Origin of the sequence: Rubrivirga sp. SAORIC476, assembly GCF_002283555.1 — a bacterium.
Classification (GTDB): Bacteria; Bacteroidota; Rhodothermia; order Rhodothermales; family Rubricoccaceae; genus Rubrivirga.
On sequence record NZ_MVOI01000003.1, the window covers coordinates 12,121 to 30,450 of the forward strand.

13 protein-coding genes are annotated in these 18,330 nt (G+C 72.2%); 7 read left to right on the plus strand and 6 right to left on the minus strand.

All coding sequences use genetic code 11. The features are described from left to right. Positions 1–52 precede the first annotated feature (52 nt). Positions 53–1,372, minus strand: coding sequence for a S8 family serine peptidase (locus B1759_RS01890; protein ID WP_143537233.1), 1,320 nt, complete (start codon positions 1,370–1,372; stop codon positions 53–55). A gap of 232 nt (positions 1,373–1,604) precedes the next feature. Here B1759_RS01890 and B1759_RS01895 point away from each other — a divergent pair, with 232 nt between their 5' ends. Further along, positions 1,605–4,763, plus strand: coding sequence for a two-component regulator propeller domain-containing protein (locus B1759_RS01895; protein ID WP_095513347.1), 3,159 nt, complete (start codon positions 1,605–1,607; stop codon positions 4,761–4,763). 65 nt (positions 4,764–4,828) lie between these two features. Here B1759_RS01895 and alaS read toward each other — a convergent pair whose 3' ends face one another. After that, on the minus strand, positions 4,829–7,732 hold the full coding sequence (gene alaS, locus B1759_RS01900) for an alanine--tRNA ligase (RefSeq protein ID WP_095513348.1): 2,904 nt from the start codon (positions 7,730–7,732) through the stop codon (positions 4,829–4,831). Positions 7,733–7,888: 156 nt separating this feature from the next. Here alaS and B1759_RS01905 point away from each other — a divergent pair, with 156 nt between their 5' ends. Continuing rightward, positions 7,889–8,938, plus strand: a complete 1,050-nt coding sequence (locus B1759_RS01905; protein WP_198948716.1) for a mechanosensitive ion channel domain-containing protein — start codon at positions 7,889–7,891, stop codon at positions 8,936–8,938. Here the strand turns inward: B1759_RS01905 and B1759_RS01910 are convergent. The 3 genes from B1759_RS01910 to B1759_RS01920 all read right to left on the minus strand — a co-directional run bounded on the left by B1759_RS01910 (position 8,935) and on the right by B1759_RS01920 (position 12,487). After that, positions 8,935–9,489, minus strand: coding sequence for a hypothetical protein (locus B1759_RS01910; RefSeq protein ID WP_095513349.1), 555 nt, complete (start codon positions 9,487–9,489; stop codon positions 8,935–8,937). The two genes, B1759_RS01905 and B1759_RS01910, sit on opposite strands and share 4 nt — an antisense overlap. An 82-nt stretch (positions 9,490–9,571) precedes the next feature. After that, positions 9,572–10,786, minus strand: coding sequence for a chorismate synthase (aroC, locus tag B1759_RS01915; RefSeq protein WP_095515029.1), 1,215 nt, complete (start codon positions 10,784–10,786; stop codon positions 9,572–9,574). 171 nt (positions 10,787–10,957) lie between these two features. After that, entirely contained in the window at positions 10,958–12,487 is a 1,530-nt protein-coding gene (locus B1759_RS01920) for a trypsin-like peptidase domain-containing protein (RefSeq protein WP_143537235.1), read from the minus strand. 162 nt (positions 12,488–12,649) lie between these two features. On the opposite strand from B1759_RS01920, the gene B1759_RS01925 reads away from it, so the two are divergent. The 4 genes from B1759_RS01925 to B1759_RS01940 all read left to right on the plus strand — a co-directional run bounded on the left by B1759_RS01925 (position 12,650) and on the right by B1759_RS01940 (position 15,550). Then, entirely contained in the window at positions 12,650–13,762 is a 1,113-nt protein-coding gene (locus B1759_RS01925) for a glycosyltransferase (protein ID WP_095513351.1), read from the plus strand. Continuing rightward, entirely contained in the window at positions 13,759–14,331 is a 573-nt protein-coding gene (locus tag B1759_RS01930; RefSeq protein ID WP_158225070.1) for a thioredoxin fold domain-containing protein, read from the plus strand. The genes B1759_RS01925 and B1759_RS01930 overlap by 4 nt, the downstream gene beginning before the upstream one ends. A gap of 4 nt (positions 14,332–14,335) precedes the next feature. Next, entirely contained in the window at positions 14,336–15,280 is a 945-nt protein-coding gene (locus B1759_RS01935; protein ID WP_095513353.1) for a histone deacetylase, read from the plus strand. Positions 15,281–15,349: 69 nt separating this feature from the next. Next, positions 15,350–15,550, plus strand: a complete 201-nt coding sequence (locus tag B1759_RS01940) for a hypothetical protein (protein WP_095513354.1) — start codon at positions 15,350–15,352, stop codon at positions 15,548–15,550. Positions 15,551–15,583: 33 nt separating this feature from the next. Here B1759_RS01940 and B1759_RS01945 read toward each other — a convergent pair whose 3' ends face one another. After that, a complete protein-coding gene (locus B1759_RS01945) occupies positions 15,584–15,904 on the minus strand; it encodes a DUF2188 domain-containing protein (RefSeq protein ID WP_095513355.1) in 321 nt (106 codons plus the stop codon). Between the two features lie 69 nt (positions 15,905–15,973). On the opposite strand from B1759_RS01945, the gene B1759_RS01950 reads away from it, so the two are divergent. Beyond that, positions 15,974–18,295: a penicillin acylase family protein gene (locus tag B1759_RS01950; protein ID WP_095513356.1), complete on the plus strand. Its 2,322-nt coding sequence runs from the start codon at positions 15,974–15,976 to the stop codon at positions 18,293–18,295. Positions 18,296–18,330: the final 35 nt, after the last annotated feature.

Below are 18,330 nucleotides of genomic sequence, written 5' to 3' on the forward strand. Positions count from 1 at the left end.
CCACGCCGCACCCGCACACGGGATTCGGTGAAGAGCCCGTCAGGCCGAGCGCCTACAGCCGCGTCAGCCAGACCGAGAGGTCGGTCGTCCCGTCGGGCGTCAACCGGACGAAGTCGCGCCCGCGGCGGCCGAGCATCGTCCCGACTCGCCGCCAGTGGGCCGTCGGGTAGGTGGCGAGGTAGAGCGCAGCGGCGCCCGCGACATGAGGCGCCGCCATCGAGGTGCCGTCCAGGGCGGCGTACTTGCCGTCGTCGGCCGCCGAGACGACCCGGACGCCCGGCGCCATCAGGTCCACCACCGAGCCGTAGTTGGAGAAGTCGGCGGCGAAGCGGCGCCCGGTGCCGTAGGCGCCGACCGTGATCGCGTCGGGCACGTGCGCGGGCGACACCTGAGATGCGTCGATGGCCTGGTTGCCCGCCGCCACCACCACCACCACGTTCTCCTGGATGGCCTGCTGGACGGCCCGGTCGAGGGCGTTGAGCTCCGTCGTGCCCACGTTCGCACCGACGCTCAGGTTGACCACCATCGGCGTCGACGGGTTGGCGCGTCGGGCGGCGAGGACGTGGTCCATGGCCTGGATGAGGCGGCTCATGCTGGCGGTCCCCGACCCGTCGAACACGTCGAGCGAGTGGATCCGCACGCCCGGCGCGACACCGACCATGCCGGTGCCGTCGTCGGTGGCGCCGATGATGCCTGCGACGTGATTGCCGTGGAGCGTCGACCCCGGGTCGGCCGAGGCCGGGAAGAAGCGGACCGACTCCACGACGTTGACCTCCGGGTGGTCCACGCCCGAGTCGATCACGTACACGTCCATGTCGACTGTCCCGGAGCCGTCGCCCGAAACGGCGGTCGAACTGTCCCCGCCCACGAAGTCGACGCTCCACGGCAGCATCTGGCCCTCGAACGCGTCGGGGTCGGTGGTGGCGGCGATGGTCGCGTCGTTCGGATGGCCGGTGTAGTCGTGGCTCAGCGGGACGTAGTCGCCCAGGATGGCCGGAAGTTCGAGGGTGATGTCGAATTCGACCGAGTCGACGATCGGGCTGAGGCTCAGCAGCAGAAGGATCACGTCGAGGTCACTGGAGGCGACCGTGATGGCGACGCCCGGGGTCGACTCCTGGACGTAGCCGCGGCGACGGACGTCCTGCTCCTCGAACACTTCGTCCGAGCCCTCCTCCGGGACGGTCCCCGGCACGAACAGGACGAGCAGATCCACCGAGTCGGCAGTGGCCGCGGCCATGCGGATCGCCGAGGGGCCGGTCGCGCCATCCTGCGGCGACGCCGCGTAGGACCGCTCGGACGGGGAGGACATCGTGTCGCAGCCCGAGAGGACGGCGCAGATCAGGACGGCGGCGAGAAGCGGACGGGTGGACATACGTGGTGGCGCCAGGGAAGGCCCTAAATCTAGACAAGGAGGCCGCCTCGCTGGCGCCAGGCACACGGCAGCGCTCATTTGCACGGCCCGACCGGACCGGTCCCGCACACCGCGAGCGATGATTACGTTTCAGAATCGGCGATTCTGGTCGGCTCCCTCCCCTTGTAGTCGCTCCCCGACACACCACGTCCTCCATCGTCCTACGCCGTTTTTAAGCCCTCAGGCCCCTTCGTTGATCCTTCGCCTGCCTCTCGTCCTCGCCGCCACGCTCGCGCTGTGCTTGAGCGCGTCTGCTCAGGCGCCGAGCCTCAACCGGCTCGACGGTGACCGCGCGGTCACCCAGCTCGCCGCCGACGCCTGGGGCGATGCCGAAGGCCTGCCGCAGAGCCGCGTCGAAGCCATCACCCAGTCGACCGACGGGCACCTGTGGTTCGGCACCCAGGAGGGGCTGGCCCGCTTCGACGGCGTCACGTTTACGGTCCTGGGCCGGGGCGAAGACGAGCTCCCGGACGCCGACATTCGGGCTCTCGCGCCCGGCCCCGACGGCGGCGTTTGGGTCGGCACGCGGCGAGGCGGGCTGGTGTTCGTCGACCAGAACCTCGGGGTCCGCGCCTACGGCACCGAGGCCGGCCTGCCGAGCCTGGCGGTCGCGGCGCTGGCCGTCGCCCCCGACGGAGCCGTGTGGGCAGGCACGTTCGACGGCCTCTGCCGGCTGGCCCCCGGCGCGGACCGCGTCCAGTGCCTCGGCGTCGACGATGGCCTGCCGACGTCCTACGTGCGTGTCCTCGTTCGAGGGAGCAACGGGACGCTCTGGGTGGGCACGCGCGAAGGCCTCGCGCGCATCGTCGGCGGTCGCGTCGAGGACCTGACCCGCCTCGGGGGGGCAGCGGCCGAACCCATCGGTGCCCTCGCCGAGGGCTCCGGAGGCACCCTCTGGGTCGGCCCTCTGAGCGAGGAGCCGCTCGCCCTGCTCACGCGGGGCCGCCTCCGCCCGCGCCCCGACGTCGCGCCCGGCGTTCCGATCGAAGCCCTCTACGTCGACACGGGAGGCGCGCTCTGGGTCGGGACTGGTGGCGGCGGGCTCCGGCGCGTCCAGGGCCAGTCGGTTGAGACCCTGGCCGAGGCGAGCGGTGCGGACCTCGCCACGGTGCTCGCGCTCCTCCAGGACCGCGAAGGCAGCCTCTGGATCGGGACCGGCGGCGGCGGGCTGGCCCGGCTCCGCACGTCCAAGTTCATCCCGTTCACCACGCGGGAGGGACTTCCGGCTGATCGGGCCTACACGATCTCGTCGGACCGCAACCGCGGGGTCTGGGTGGGCACCACCGGCGGCCTCGCGCACATCGTCGGCGGGCGCGTCGTTCAGACGCTCACGGCCGCAGACGGGTTGCTCGGCGATGACGTCTCGACGGTGTACGTGCGAGAGAACGGCGACGTGTGGGCCGGGATCGAGGGGGCCGGGCTGTGCCGGATCGTGCGGGGGCGCGTCGAACGGTGCCTCACTCCGCGATCGGGCCTTCCCGACCCGTACGTGATCGCTCTGTACGAGTACGGCGGCACGTTCTGGGTAGGGACCGCGACCGGCCTCAGCCGCTGGGACGGCGAGGCCCTCGTGCCCCTCCGGGCGCCCGGCGCGCCGGAGGCCGCTGTGACGGCGCTGGCGGGCGGCCCCGACGGCGAGCTGTGGATCGGGACCTACGGCGCGGGCTTGTTGCGCTACGACGGCCGGACCGTGGAGCCGGTCCCGGGCACCGAGGGCGACAACGTGCTCTCGCTCCATCGGCGCCGCGACGGCGCGCTGTGGGTCGGCACGGACGGGTCGGGGCTGCTCCTGCTGGACGACGGCCTGTTCCGCGTCTCGACGGCCCAGGGGCTCCCCTCTCAGATCGTCCCTCAGATCTTGGAGGACGAGCAGGGCCGGCTGTGGCTCACCTCCAACCGGGGCGTCGCGGTCGCCTCGGCCGACGCGCTCGCCGAGGCGGCCCGGTCCGGAGCGGCCGTCCAGATGACGCGCTACGGTCGGCCGGACGGGCTGCCCAGCGCCGAGGCCAACGGCGGCAGCCAGCCCGCGGGGGCCCGCGCCACCGACGGGGTGATCTACGTCCCCACCAATGGCGGCGTCGCGCGGATCGACCCGGCGCGCATCCCGACCAACACGCTTCCCCCGCAGGCCATCGTGGAGGTGATGCTGGTCGACGGCACGCGGCTGAAAGTTGGGGACGATCCGATCGTGCTTTCGCCCGGCGCCTCGGAGTTCGAGTTCCGCTACGCCGGGCTGAGCTACCTCTCCCCGAGCCGCGTCCGCCACCGCTTCCGCCTCGACGGCCGCGACCGCGAGTGGACCGCTGCGGGCGCGCGGCGCGCGGCCTACTACACCGACCTCGCGCCGGGCGACTACGTGTTCCGGGTCCAGGCCGCCAACGACGACGGCGTGTGGAGCGACACCGACGCCACGGTCGCGTTCACCGTCGAGCCGCACCTCTGGCAGACCGGCTGGTTCCTGGCGCTCTGCGTGCTCGCCCTGCTTGGTCTGGCCTATGGCGCGACCACGGCGCGGACGGCCCAGCTCCGCGCCCGCGCGGAGCGCCTCGAAGGCGTCGTTGCCGAGCGAACGCGCGAGCTGGCGGACGAAAAGGCACAGGTCGAGCGCCTCAACGGGCAGCTTTCGGACCTGAATGAGACCCTACAGGATCAGGTCCGCGCACAGCTCGCCGAGATCGTCCGCGGGTCCCGGCTGCGGAAGTACTTCCCCAAGAAGGTCGTCGACCGGATTCTGAACCAGGAGGGCGACGTGACCGTGGAGGCCGAGCGGCGTCCGGTGACGGTCGTGTTCACCGACCTGGCGGGCTTCACCAAGCTCTCTGAAGCGACGCCGCCCGCCCGCGTGACGGCGCTCCTCAACGAGTACCTGAACGAGATGGTGGCCCTCATCGACGCCCACGGCGGCACGCTGGACAAGTTCATGGGTGACGGCATCATGGTCCTTTTCGGCGCCGCCGACCCGATGGAGCCGGACGAGCAGGCCCGACGCGCGGTCGACATGGCCGTCCAGATGCAGGCCGCGATGACGCGCCTCCGCGCCGGATGGCGCGCGACCGGCCTCCACGACGACCTCGACCTCCGCATCGGCATCCATCAGGCTGAGGTAACAGTCGGCAACTTCGGCTCTGACGAACTGGTCGAGTTCACAGCCATCGGCCGGGGCGTCAACCTGGCCGCGCGGCTGGAGGGCGCATGCGTGCCCGGCGGCGTGCTCGTGTCCCGCGAGGTCCACGACCGGACCGCCAGCGTGGTCGCGTTCGGCCCCCCACAGACGTTCCGGCTCAAGGGCATCGAGGCGCCCGTGGAGGCGTTCACCGTGGACGCGCCCACGGGAGGCGACGGGGTCGCCTAGCCCACCTCGGCGGCGTGCCCCGTCTCGGCAGGACTCTGTCCAGGGGCACACGCGGCGGCGTGCCCCTACTCCAGCATCGCGCGGACCTCGTCGGCCGCCGCCCCCAGCGCGTCGGCGAGGCCGTCGGGGTTCTTGCCGCCGGCCGTCGCCAGCGTGGGCCGGCCGCCGCCGCCGCCGCCGACGGTCTTCGCCAGCGCGCCGACCAGCTTCCCGGCCTGGACGCCCTGCGCGATCACGTCGTCGGTGACGGACGCGGCGAGGTAGGCTTTGCCCTCCTCCGCGTCGGCCGATCCGAACACGGCGACGCCGCCGCCGCCGGTGGCCGTCATGCGGTTGCGGGCCGTCTCGGCGAGGTCGCGAAGCGTGTCCATGTCGGCCCCCGGGATCTCGCCCGTGGCCACGCGCACGTCGCCGACCGCCTCCGCCTCGGCGAGGATCTGGTCGAGCCCGGCCGCCGCCTGCGCCTTGCGGAGCCCGGCGATGGTCGCCTCCAGCGACTTCACGTCGTTCTGCAGGCCCTCCACCGTCAGCGGGAGGCCGTCGGGGAGCTGCTTGAAGAGGCCGCGCGTGGCGCCCAACTCGTCCAGCTCGCCGCGCATCCAGGCCAGCGCCGCCTCGCCCGCGACGGCTTCCACGCGTCGGACACCCGACGCGACCGAGCCCTCCGACGTGATCGAGAACAGGCCGACCTCGCCCGTCGACTCGACGTGCGTGCCGCCGCACAGCTCGACCGAGATGTCCGGCCCGAACGTGATCACGCGGACCCGCTCGCCGTACTTCTCGCCGAACAGCGCCATTGCGCCTCGCGCCTTGGCCTCGTCGATGGGCACGTCGCGCGCCTCGTCCTTGGGGATGTTCTGGAGCACGAGCGCGTTGACGCGGTCCTCCACGGTCCGCCGCTCCTCGTCGGTCAGCTTCTCGAAGTGCGAGAAGTCGAACCGGAGGCGGTCGGGGGCGACGAGCGAGCCCTTCTGCTGGACGTGCGTGCCGAGCGTCTCGCGGAGGGCGGCGTGCAGCAGGTGGGTCGCCGTGTGGTGGCGCATGATGCGCTGCCGCCGGTCGGCGCCGACGGTGGCGGTCACCTCGGCGTCGCGGTCGTTCGGCAGGCGGTCCACCACGTGGACGATCAGGCCGTCGGCGCCCTTGACGGTGTCGAGGACCCGGAGCACCTCGCCGCCCACGTCGAGGCGGCCGGTGTCGCCGACCTGCCCGCCGGACTCGGCGTAGAACGGGGTCGTGTCGAGCACCAGCTCGTGGCGGGCCTCCTCGCCCTCGCCCACCGTGCGGGTCTTGAGGATGCGCGCGCCGGTGACCTCCAGCCGGTCGTAGCCGACGAAGGTCACCTCGGCGGGGGTGTCGACGGTGGCATCCCACAGGTCGACATCCTCGCCGGCCATCGAGAACCCGGCCGCGGCGCGGGCGCGGTCCCGCTGCTCGCCCATCAGCTCCTCGAACCGGGCCTCGTCCACGATCAGGCCGCGCTCGCGGGCCATCACGGCGGTCAGGTCGGACGGGAAGCCGTACGTGTCGTGGAGAAGGAAGGCGATGTCGCCTGAGAACACACCCTTTTCAGCAGCCGTGACAAACTGATCAATGGCGCCGTCGAGTGAGTCGCTGATCTTCAACAACTCCGCCACGACTGCCTTGATTGGCCCAGTAGGTACGACCTCCATTCCTACGTGCCCACGCGGACTGACGTGCACCTTGGAGGTGTACGCTTTCTCATCTGAGCCACCGTCCCTGTACGACTCAACAACGTCTGCTGTACGGTCGAACATCTCGATCCCGCTCGCCAGCGTCCTCAGGAAGGCTTCCTCCTCGGCCGTGATGATCCGGGCTGCCGTCTCCTGCGTCTCCGCCAGTTCCGGGAACGCCTCGCCCATCTCCCCCACCAGCGCGGGCAGGAGCGACGCCATGAACGGCTCGCGGAGGCCGAGCGCCTGGTAGCCGTAGCGGACCGCCCTCCGAAGAATCCGGCGGAGCACGTAGCCGCGGCCCGTGTTGCCCGGCAGCGCCCCGTCCGCGATGGCGACGGCGAGGGTGCGAACGTGGTCGGCCACGACGCGCATCGCCACGCGGATGCGCTTGTCATCGGCGTCCGCCTCGTCGTAGTCGTCGTACGCCTTCAGGCCGGCCGTCTCGGCGATGGCCGCCAGGATGGGCGTGAAGAGGTCCGTGTCGTAGTTGGACGCCTTGCCCTGGAGCACCGCGCAGATGCGCTCGAAGCCCATGCCCGTGTCGATGTGCTTGTCCGCAAGCGGCGCCAGCACCGTCTGCTCGCCGTCCTTGGTCGCGTCGAACTGGATGAACACCAGGTTCCAGATCTCCATGACCCGCGGGTCGTCCTTGTTGACGAGCTGCTGGCCGGGCGTGATGGCCCGCTCGTGGTCGTCGCGCAGGTCGACGTGGATCTCCGAGCATGGCCCGCACGGCCCGGTCTCGCCCATCATCCAGAAGTTGTCCTTCGACGACTGGTAGAGGATGTGGGCCGGGTCGATGGAGGTCTCCTCGGACCAGAGGTCGGCCGCCTCGGAGTCCGGCCCGAGGCCGAGCGCCTCGTCGCCCTCGTGGACGGTGACGTAGAGGCGGTCGGCGTCGAGGCCCCAGCGGTCGACGAGCAGCTCCCAGGCCCAGGCGATGGCCTCGCGCTTGAAGTAGTCCCCGAAGCTCCAGTTGCCGAGCATCTCGAAGAACGTATGGTGGTACGTGTCGAGGCCGACCTCGTCGAGGTCGTTGTGCTTGCCGGAGACGCGCAGGCACTTCTGGGTGTCCGCCACGCGAACGTACGGGCGGGTGCCCGTCCCGAGAAAGACGTCCTTGAACGGGTTCATGCCCGCGTTGATGAACAGCAGTGTCGGGTCGTCCTGCGGGACGATGGGCGCGCTGGGCACGATCTCGTGGCCTTTCTCGCGGAAGAAGGCGAGGAAGGCGTCGCGGGTCTCCTGGGCGGTCTTCGGGCGGCTCGGCATACGGGCGTCGGTCGGGGGACGAGGAAGCTACCCCGGCCCCTCCCCCGAGGTCCGCCGAGGCGGGGGGATTCGGTGTGAGGGTGACCGGACGGCTGCGGGGGAACCGCGGGCCCTGCCGCAGGCGTCCTCTCCCCCCTCCCATCCACCGTTCTTCGCATGCAGGCCGATACCCTCTTCTCAGGCTCGGTCGTACGCGACACCGTCATCACCGCGGAGGGGGCGCTCCCGCGAACGGCGGCGGACACCGTGAACGTCTCCCTGGCCGAGGCCACCGGCGAGGCCGTCAGCACGGTGCAGGGGTTCGTGGACACCTTCTTCGCCTCGCTGCCGCGCGTGGCGGTGGGGATCGTCGTCCTGCTGTTCTTCTGGCTCGTCGCGAAGGGCGTGCGGAGCGCCATCCACCGGATCACGCCCGGCCCCATCGACTCGCCCATCGGCATGGTGCTGGGGCGCGTGGCGACGGCCTTTCTGCTGGTGCTCGGCGTGCTGGTCGGGCTCGTGGTCGTCTTCCCGACGTTCACGGTGACCGGGCTGGTGGGCGCGCTGGGCGTCGGCGGCGTGGTGATCGGCTTCGCGTTCCAGGACACGTTCCAGAACCTGCTCGCGGGCGTGCTCCTGCTGCTCCGCCAGCCGTTCCGTATCGGCGACGAGATCGTGTCAGGCGACTACACGGGCACTGTCGAGGCCATCGAGACGCGCGCTACCTACATCCGGACCTACGACGGACGCCGCGTCATCATCCCGAACAGCCAGATCTACTCGGACCCGGTGCAGGTCATCACGGCCTACGGCATGGTCCGCAGCCAGTACGACATCGGCATCGGCTACGGCGACAACGTGGACACCGCCAAGCAGATCGCGCTCGACACGGTCGCGGGCATCGAGGGCATCCTGAGCGACCCCGCACCGGACGTGCTGACGTGGGACCTCGCGGGGTCCAGCCTCAACCTCCGCCTCCGCTGGTGGACCGATCCCAGCCGCGCCAGCGTGGTCAAGACGCGCGACCTCGTGCTCCAGAACATCGCCGCGAAGATGGCGCAGGGCGGCATCGACCTGCCGTTCCCGACCCAGGTGGTGCTCTTCCACGACCAGACCGAGGAGACCGACGGCGACCGGACGCGCCAGCGCGAGGGCTGGCCTGCGGGCGACAACCCGCCCCGTCCCGCCCGACTCGCCGACGCCGAGCGGCGCGGCGAGAGCGCCTAGAACGCGAACCCGAAACCGACCTCCGGCTGGATCCGCGGCCGCTCCCGTCCCGGATCGGCTGCGCTCAGCAGGGCGCCAGCGCGCACGGAGAGGCGCGGCGCCGACGGTGACCGTCCCGGATCGTTCGCCCCGAGGGAAAGCACGGACCGCGCCCCGGCGTAGACGTGGGGAATGATGGCGACCTGACGCACCGTCCCGGTGTACTGACCGAGTCGGTCCGTCAGCGTGACGGTCGTGTTGGTCACCGACAAGCCGACGCCGCCCTGGGCCTCCAGCGTCTGCGGGCCCACGGCCCCCAGCAGCAGCGCCCGCCCGACCGGATCGGCGGTGTTCGCGAACGGGTTGGCATTGGCGAAGCCCACCCCGAGGCGGGCGCGGAGGTGGTCGTCGATCTGGATTTCGGCGTCCATCCCGACTCCGCCCGGGTAGGCGCCCTTCAGGCTCACCATCAGGTCGTAGCGGTACTGGTGCGCCTCCACTGCGGGCGGGCTCGGCTGGGCGAGCACGGGCGCGGCCAGAGACAGGGCGAGAAGGCAGGCGAGTCGACGCATGAGAGGCGGGGTCGTGGATGCCTCCAAGGTCCGGCGCCAGCCTGAGCGACGGATGGTCTGATCCTACCAGCCTCCCCGGTCCCTACAGCCCGCGTGCCCGGTCCGCCTCGACGCGCTCCTGGAGGGCCTCGAAGGTGTCGCCACCGTAGCGCTCGAGGAGCGCGACGGCGATCTCCCAGGCGACCGTCGCCTCGGCGACCGTGCTGGCGGCCGGGACGCTCGTCACGTCGCTGCGCTCGTAGCGCGTCGGCTGGCTCTCACCCGTTTCCAGGTCCGCCGTGCCGAGGGGCTTGATGAGCGTCGGGATCGGCTTCATGGTGCCGCGCACGACCAGCGGCTGGCCGTTCGAGATGCCCCCCTCGACGCCGCCCGCGTGGTTGGACGTACGGCCCCAGCGGTCGCCGTCCCGCGTGATCGGGTCGTGGACCTCCGAGCCGGGGCGCCGCCCGACCAGCCAGCCGTCGCCCACCTCGACGGACTTCTGCGCCTGGATGGACAGGATGGCCTGCGCGAGGCGCCCGTCGAGCCGCCGGTCCCCCTGCGCGTAGCTCCCGAGGCCAACCGGGACGCCGGTCGCGATGACCTCGTACACGCCGCCCAGCGTGTCGCCCGCCTTCTTGGCCGCCTTGATGTGCTCGATGGTGCGCTCCGTCAGGTCGGCGTCGAGCATGCGGACCTCCGACCGGTCGGCAGCCTCATAAAGGGCCCGAGCGCCGCCCTCGGCCAGCAGCGCGTCGCGGGCCTCGCTCCACTCGGCCGGGTCGTCCATGCCCACCTCGCCCAGGCGGACGACGTGGCTGCCGACCTCGATGCCGAGCGCGCGCAGCATCTGCCGTGCGACCGAGCAGCACGCGACCCGCATCGCCGTCTCGCGGGCCGACGACCGATCGATCACCGGCCGCACGTCGGGCCCGTGGGGCGGGCGGTCGAAGCCATACTTCTGCGCGCCGACGAGGTCGGCATGGCCGGGCCGTGGCAGCGTGATCCGCTCGATTCCCTCGCCGGTGCCCTCGACGGCCATTTTCTCGGGCCAGCCGGTGCGGTCGGCCTCGTAGGCCGCGTTGGGCAGCAGCAGCGCGATGGGGCTGCCCATGGTGTGGGAGAACCGGACCCCGCCGAGCACCTGCACCTGGTCGCGCTCCACCTTCGCGCGCCCGCCGCGCCCGTAGCCGAGCCAGCGCCGCGACAGGTGCTCGTTGAGGTCGGCCGGGACGACGGGCACGCCTGCGGGCATCCCTTCGACGATGCCGACGAGGGCTTCGCCGTGGGACTCGCCGGCGGTGAGGTAGCGGATCACGAGTTCGGAGTTCGAGGTTCGGAGTTCAGGGGTCGGAGCCACGGTACCGCAGCCGACCAGAAGGTGGCACCGTACGCGTAGCCTCGCCACCCCCTCGCCAAGCTTTCGCGGCCGCCCCTCCCCCTGACGAGTGGCTGGGTGCCTCACCCCAGGCTCAGCCTCCCAGGTTCGTCAGTCCACGAAGGGCGATGCCAGGTCGTAGAACGCCGTCCGACCGTCGGGGCGGCGGACGCGGAGGAGCGCGGGCCGGTCCATGCGGGCGAGGCGGGCGAGCGCGATGCGCGCCTCCTCGGCGGTCGAGACGCGCTGGTTCTCGACGGCGACCACCACCGTGCCGCGCGGCAGGCCGTCCAGTTCGGCGGCGCTGCCGGGCTCGATGGACTCGACGAACGCGCCCTCTTCGAAGCGGCGCCTCTCGTCGCGGGCGAGGTCGCGGAAGCGGACGCCCCAGTCCGGCGCCTCGGTCCGCGAGACCTCCTCCTCCTGCGGCCCGGTCGCCGGCCCGCCAGCGGCGGGAGTGCTGGCGAACCAGTCCTCCAGCGACGGGTCCCGCGGGTCCGTCAGCGTCGCCTCCAGGCTGCGCTCGGCGCCGCCACGCCAGACCGCGAGGTCGATCTCCTGGCCAGGGCTGTACATGGCGAGGCGGCTCTGGAACTGGTTGGGCTCGTCGACGGCTCGTCCGCCGACTTCGAGGAGCACGTCGCCGGGCTGCAGGCCAGCACGAGCCGCGGGGCCGCCGGAGACGACGCGCGTCACGAGGACGCCCCGCACGTCCGGCATGCCCGCCTCACGGGCGTCGGCACGTGACATAGGGAATACCTCCACGCCGAGGTACCCGCGGCGGACCTCGCCGTAGCGGATCAGGCTCTCGGCCACGACGCGAGCGAGGTTGATCGGTACCGCGAACCCGTAGCCCTCCGCGAATCCTGTCTCGGAAGCGTTGGCCGTCACCACGCCCACCACCTGACCGCGGAGGTTCACCAGCGCTCCGCCCGAGTTGCCGGGGTTGATCGCCGCGTCGGTCTGGATGAAGTCCTCGATGGCGAACTCGTTCTGGATCGCGTTGAGACCGCCCCGGCCCAGGGCCGACACGATGCCCGAGGTGAACGAGTTGCGGAGTCGGAACGGACTGCCGACCGCCAGCACCGTCTCCCCGACCTGGAGTTCGTCGGAGTCGCCCAGCGACGCGACCGGCAGGGGCTCGTCCTCCGCGACGCCGACCTCGAAGAGGCGCAGCACCGCGATGTCGGTGGTCGGGTCGGTGCCCACGACCTCGGCGCGGTACTCGCGCTTCTCGGAGGGGAGGATCACCGTCGCCTCCGTAGCCCGCGCGACGACGTGCGCGTTGGTGAGGACGTAGCCTGCCGGCGAAATGATGATGCCGCTGCCCGCCTCGGTCTGCACGCGCGCGTACCCGGTTCCGAGTTCCACCTCCACGTAGACGACGGCCCGGTCGACTTCCCGCGCGACGATCACGCGCTGATTGCTCAGGTCCACCAGGTCCGGCACGTCGATGGGGTCGGCGGGCGGCGGCCCGTCGGCGCCGATCTGGACCGTCTCCACCGCCGCGGGCGCCGCCGGGGTCCGGGGCCCCGTGGACGGCGTCTCCGGATCGGCCTGGAGCAGACGGATCGCCGGGAAGCCGACGAGGACCCCGACCGAGAGCACGGCCAGCGCGAACAGGATGCGTCGAAGCGTCACAGCGAGGGAAGGGTGAGCCCGGCGTCGGCGTACGGATCGAAACCGCACGTCCACGGACCGGGTGCTGAACATACGTTTGAGTCCTCGGATCCGTCCTTCGCACGCCCCTGCGGGCACTTCTTCATCCATCCGCTGACCCTGCCGCGCTCCGTTCCCCGCTCTGTGCTGTTCGCCCTCCTGGGCGACGTGACGAGCTCCTCGCGGGCGCTGCGCCAGCTCCGGGCGATGGCCGACGCGGGCCTCGCCGTAACGGTGACACAGACGGCATCTCCGCGCGACCCCGGCGCCCTCCCAGACGGCGTGACGGCACAGGTCCTCCCGGTCCCCCCCGGCGGCGGGCCGAAGGCGTTCTGGCACGCCCACCGCGCCGTGCGGTCCGCTGCGATGCGGCACCCGGCCGGGCTCTACTGGGCGAGCGACCTCTACACCCTCCCCGCGCTCGCCGCCGCCGCCCAGCGGCACGGCGGCGCGCTGGCCTACGACTCCCGAGAGCTCTACGCCGGCCTCGACTCCGCACACGGCCGCCCCTGGGTCGGCACCGCGTGGGGCACGCTCGAACGCTGGGTCGCCCCCCGCGCCGACGCTGTGGTGACGGTGGGCGACGCCATCGCGGACCGGCTGGCAGACCGGTACGGCATCCCGCGGCCGACGGTCCTGTACAACGCGCCCGAGGTCCCGGCGGCTCTGCCCGACCGCACCGCGCTCCGCCGCGCCCTCTCCCTCCCCGCCGACGGCCGGATGGTGGTGCTCTATCAGGGCCTCTTCCGAGACGGCCGCGGCCTCCCTGCGCTCGTCGAGGCCACGCGCGCCGTCGAGGGCGTCCGCCTCGTCCTGATCGGCGAGGGCGCCCTCGCCGACTCCGTCGCAGAGGCAGGAAAGGATCTCGGGGATCGGCTCGTCGTGCACCCGTTCGTCCCCCCCGACCGCCTCGCGGCCCTCACGCCGGGCGCCGACCTCGGTGCCTGCCTCATCGAACCCCTGACGGAGAGTTTGCGCCTCAGCCTGCCCAACAAGCTGTTCGAGTACCTTGCGGCGGGCGTCCCGGTGCTGGCCAGCCCGCTGCCCGAAATCCGCGCCGTGGTGGGTCAGGGAGTCGGCGTCCTGGCCGACCCTCGGGACGCCGGGGCCGTCGCCGCAGCGCTCCGCACCGCCCTCGACCCGCGCCTCCGCGCCCGGTGGGCCGCCGCCGCCCCGGCCGTGCTCGCGCCCTACACATGGAACGAGGGCCGACGCACGTTCCGCGCTCTCCTCGACCGCCTCCTCCCCCCCACATGACCAAGGTCCTCGTCGCCCTCCTCTTCGCGCTCCCGCTCGCCGCGAGCGCACAGGTGGACGCCTCCATCATCCCGGACGACGCGCCCGACTGGTACTCCATGGAGGACGCCATCTCCCTGGCCCAGGCCGACGACCGGCTGCTCTTCGTCTACGGCTACGCCTCCTGGTGTGGCTACTGCGCCCGCTTCGACACCGAGGTGCTGACCGACGACACCGTCCAGGCGTACCTCAACGAGAACTACGCGCCGGTCCGCCTGGACATCGAGGGCCGCGACTCGCTCCAGTTCTTCGACGCCCGCGTGACGGGCCGCGACCTCGGAGGCGCCATGGGCATCACCGGCACCCCGACCCACGTGTTCGTCGACACCGACGGCTCGCTGATCACGAAGATGCCGGGCTTCGTGGACCCCGAGACGTTCCTCTTCGCGCTCGAGTACATCAAGGAGGAGGCCTACGAGACGACCGCCTTCGACCGGTTCGTGGTGGCCCGGCGGACGGGCCTGAGCCTGGAGCAGTCGATGGGCGACCTCGTGGCGCCGCCGCGCACCGCCCCGGCTCCGTCGCAGTAGCCGCGTGCGGGTCTCGTACCACCCGGCGTACGTCGTCCCCCTGCCCGAGCGGCACCCGTTCCCGATGGGCAAGTTCTCCGCCCTCCGCGACCTGCTGGTGGCGGAGGGCGTGATCGATCCCGCGGACATCGTGGAGCCCCGCGAGGCCGACTGGCCGGACCTGCTGCTGGTCCACACGCGGCGGTACCTGGACGCGCTGGCAGCGGGAACGCTGACGCGCGCCGAAGAGCGACGCATGGGCCTGCCGTGGAGCGAGGCGCTCGTCCGCCGGAGCCGCCTCGCAGTCCAGGGCACGGTCAACGCCATGTCGATGGCGCTGGTGGACGGGGTCGCAGGCAACCTCGCCGGCGGTACCCACCATGCGATGCCGGACTGGCCGGAGGGCTTCTGCGTGCTCAACGACGTGGCGGTCGCGCTCCGGGTCCTCCAGCAGACCGGCTGGCTGCGCCGGGCGCTCGTCCTCGACCTCGACGTCCACCAGGGCAACGGCACCGCGGCCTTCTTCGGGGGCGACCGCGCGTGGCCCGGTGGCGGCGTCTACACGGTGTCGGTGCACGGCGCGAACAACTACCCGTTCCGGAAGCCGCCCTCCACCTGTGACGTGGGCCTGCCCGACGGCACCGGCGACGAGGCCTACCTCAGCACGCTGGCCGACCTCCTCCCCCGCCTGCTCGCCGACGCGGCCCCCGACCTCGTGGTGTACCTGGGCGGCGTGGACGTGGTGGCGGAGGACCGGTTCGGGCGGCTGGCGCTCTCGCGCGACGGGCTCGCGGCCCGCGACCGGTTCGTCTGCGAGACCGTCCGCGACGCCGGGGTGCCGCTGTGCCTGCTCCTCTCCGGCGGCTACGCGGCGCGCCGGACGCCGGGGCAGGCGCCGGAGACGCTCGCCCGAGCGACGGCCGCCCTCCACGCGACGATGTACCGGGAGGCGTCGGCCGTCTTCGGCTGAGCCTCCGTGGCGTGGACGGCTGAACCGCGTGTGTCCACCATCGTTCAGAGAGCCCCCGCGACGACTCCGATGCCCCTCTCCCGTCCCCAGACCCGCGCCTTTGTCCTCGTCCTCGTCGTGCTGATGCTGGGCCTCTCGGTCCTCGCGACGGTCATGATCACCCGAGGTTGGTCCAACGAGACCGTCCAGGAGCAGGTGGAGCAACAGGAGAGCGAGCGGCGGCAGGCCATGCCACGGCTCAACCCGGACGCCGAGGCCGACGCCGAGTGACCTCGCCTCGGCACCGAGGCGGACGCGGCCGGGCTAGCTCCGACGGCTCAGCCCGACCCCGAGCGCGATGAGCGCCGCCGCGCCGATGCCCAGGTAGAGCGGCTTCGAGAGCACCGCCTCCGTCCACGACGGCTCCGCCGCAGGAAGCTGGTCGAACGTGTGGACCGCCTCGATCTGCCCCTTGTCGCCATGGACCACGACCCGCCCGGCACCGAGCTGGCGGACGTAGCCGGACGCGCGGGAGACGGCGTCGTCGCGATCGTCCGCCTCGAACGAGAGCGACGGGGAGCCTTCGAGACGGACCCCCCAGCGCTCGTCGTGGGGGACGATGTGGTAGACGTTGCGACTGGGCATGGCGTGAGGAGAAGGTGAAGCGTCTCTACGCCCGTCCGTACCATCCGGTGCCCGAACCAGCCTCTACGAATGAAACGCGCCGTCTTTGTCCTCGTGTCCATCGTCGTCCTGATCCTGGTGCTCGGGGCGGTGGGCATCTGGGGGACGCTCCGGGCCAGCCTCCCCACCCTCAACGGCGAGGAGGCGTTGCCGGGCCTGTCGTCCGCCGTGACCGTCGAGCGCGACGCGGCAGGCGTGCCGACCCTCACCGCGGCGACCCGCGCCGACGCCGCGCGTGCGCTCGGCTACGTCCACGCCCAGGAGCGGACGTTCCAGATGGACCTCCTCCGCCGCGCCGCAGCGGGCGAGCTCTCGGCCCTGCTCGGAGAGGCCACGTGGTCCACCGACTCGACGCTGCGCCCGCAGCGACTCCGCGCGCGGGCCGAAGCGGTCGTGGAGGCCCTCCCGGCCGAGCAGCGCGCCGTTCTCGACGCCTACACGGACGGCGTCAACACGGGCCGTGACGCGCTCGGCGCGTGGCCGTTCGAGTACCTCGCCCTCCGCCAGGCGCCCGAGCCGTGGAAGCCCGAGGACTCGATCCTGGCCGCCTACGCCATGTACCTGGACCTCCAGTTCGACGGCGGCTTCGGCATCGAGTTGGACCGGCACGCTGTCGAGGCGACCCTGCCCGGCCCGCTCGCCGCCTTCCTGATGCCCGAGGGCGACGCCTGGGACGCGCCCATCGAGGGCGAGGCGCTGGAGCCGCCGCCGGTCCCCACGGCCGAGGAGATCGGCGACTTCCGCCCCGGCGCGGAGCGAGCGGCCGTCCCGGAAGCCGAGATCCCCGGCTCCAACAACTGGGCCGTCTCCGGCGAGCTGACCGCGACCGGGAGCGCGATGGTGGCCGACGACATGCACCTCGGTCTGCGGCTCCCCCACATCTGGTTTCGCGCCTCCCTCGTCGTCGGCGGGCGGCGTATCACCGGCGTCACCCTGCCCGGCACGCCGCTGATGGTGGTCGGCAGCAACGGCGACGTGGCGTGGGGCTTCACCAACTCCTACGCCGACTACATCGACTATGTCCGCCTCGTGGAGGACCCGGAGCGCCCCGGTCATGTCCTGACCGACTCCGGGAGCGTCGCCGTCGACACGTTGCGCGAGCAGGTCCGCCTCGGCGACGCGGTGCGGGAAGTCGTGATCGTAGACACGCCCTGGGGACCGGTCACGGCCCACGACGCCGACGGGACCGCGTATGCGATGCAATGGGGCGCACACCGGACGGCGTCGACCAACCTCGCGCTCCTCGATGTGGAGACGGCGACGACGCTCGACGAGGCGCTCGACGCCGCCAACCGGTCCGGCATCCCGGGCCAGAACTTCGTCGCAGGCGACCGCGCCGGGCGCATCGGCTGGACCATCGCCGGGCAGATCCCCCACCGCGTCGGCCGCGACGGCAAGCGCCCGGTCGATTCGACCGACCCGAACGCCCGCTGGGACCGGTTCCTGACGCCCGACGAGGTGCCCCGCATCGTGGACCCCGCCGACGGGCGGCTGTGGACGGCCAACGCGCGCGTGGTCTCGGGCGAGGCGCTTGCCGTGCTCGGCGGCGACAACTACGCGCCCGGCGCCCGCGCCCGCCAGATCCGCGACGGCCTCCGCGCCCTCGACGCCCCCATCTCCGAGCGCGACCTGCTCGCCATCCAGTTGGACGACCGCGCGCTGTTCTATGCCCGCTGGCGCTCGCTCCTCCTCAACACGCTCGCCGAGGCGGACGCTTCGCCCGAGCGCGACCGCCTCGCCCGGCTCGTCGACGACTGGAGCGGCCGCGCCGCACCCGACGACGCGGGCTACCGCCTGGTCCGCGACTTCCGGACCAAGGTGGTCGACCGGGTGCTGCCACCGCTGCTGGCGCCGGTCCGCGCTCGAACGCCGCGCGTGGAGTTGCCCGGACGCGACGAGACGCCCGTCTGGTCGCTCGTCTCTGAGCGCCCTGCGCACCTCCTCCCCGTGGGCTACGCCGACTGGGACGCCCTGCTCCTCGACGCCGCCGACGCCGTCACGTTGCGGCACCCGGACCTCGCCGCCGCGACCTGGGGCGCCTACAACACGCTCCGCATGGAGCACCCGATGGCCTCCGTCCTGCCCGGCATCGGCGACCGGCTGATGATGCCGGAGGTCCAGCAGCCGGGCGACCAGCGGATGCCTCGCGTCTCCGGCCCCTCGTTCGGCGTCTCCGAGCGCATGGTCGTGTCCCCCGGCCACGAAGAGGACGGCATCTTCCACATGCCCGGCGGGCAGGCGGGCCACTTCCTCTCCCCCTACTGGGGCGCGGGCCACGACGACTGGGCGCAGGGCCGCCCCTCCCCCTTCCTCCCCGGCGAGACCGTCTACACGCTCACGCTGGTTCCTTGACATCGTAGGATCGTATGGCAGGCGCCCCTCGGCGA

Bases quoted from the DNA above. Each gene is read 5' to 3' on its own strand.
- B1759_RS01890 (WP_143537233.1), bottom strand. From the start codon at position 1,372: ATGTCCACCCGTCCGCTTCTCGCCGCCGTCCTGATCTGCGCCGTCCTC.
- alaS (WP_095513348.1), bottom strand. From the start codon at position 7,732: ATGCCGAGCCGCCCGAAGACCGCCCAGGAGACCCGCGACGCCTTCCTC.
- B1759_RS01905 (WP_198948716.1), top strand. From the start codon at position 7,889: ATGCAGGCCGATACCCTCTTCTCAGGCTCGGTCGTACGCGACACCGTC.
- B1759_RS01910 (WP_095513349.1), bottom strand. From the start codon at position 9,489: ATGCGTCGACTCGCCTGCCTTCTCGCCCTGTCTCTGGCCGCGCCCGTG.
- B1759_RS01930 (WP_158225070.1), top strand. From the start codon at position 13,759: ATGACCAAGGTCCTCGTCGCCCTCCTCTTCGCGCTCCCGCTCGCCGCG.
- B1759_RS01940 (WP_095513354.1), top strand. From the start codon at position 15,350: ATGCCCCTCTCCCGTCCCCAGACCCGCGCCTTTGTCCTCGTCCTCGTC.
- B1759_RS01945 (WP_095513355.1), bottom strand. From the start codon at position 15,904: ATGCCCAGTCGCAACGTCTACCACATCGTCCCCCACGACGAGCGCTGG.
- B1759_RS01950 (WP_095513356.1), top strand. From the start codon at position 15,974: ATGAAACGCGCCGTCTTTGTCCTCGTGTCCATCGTCGTCCTGATCCTG.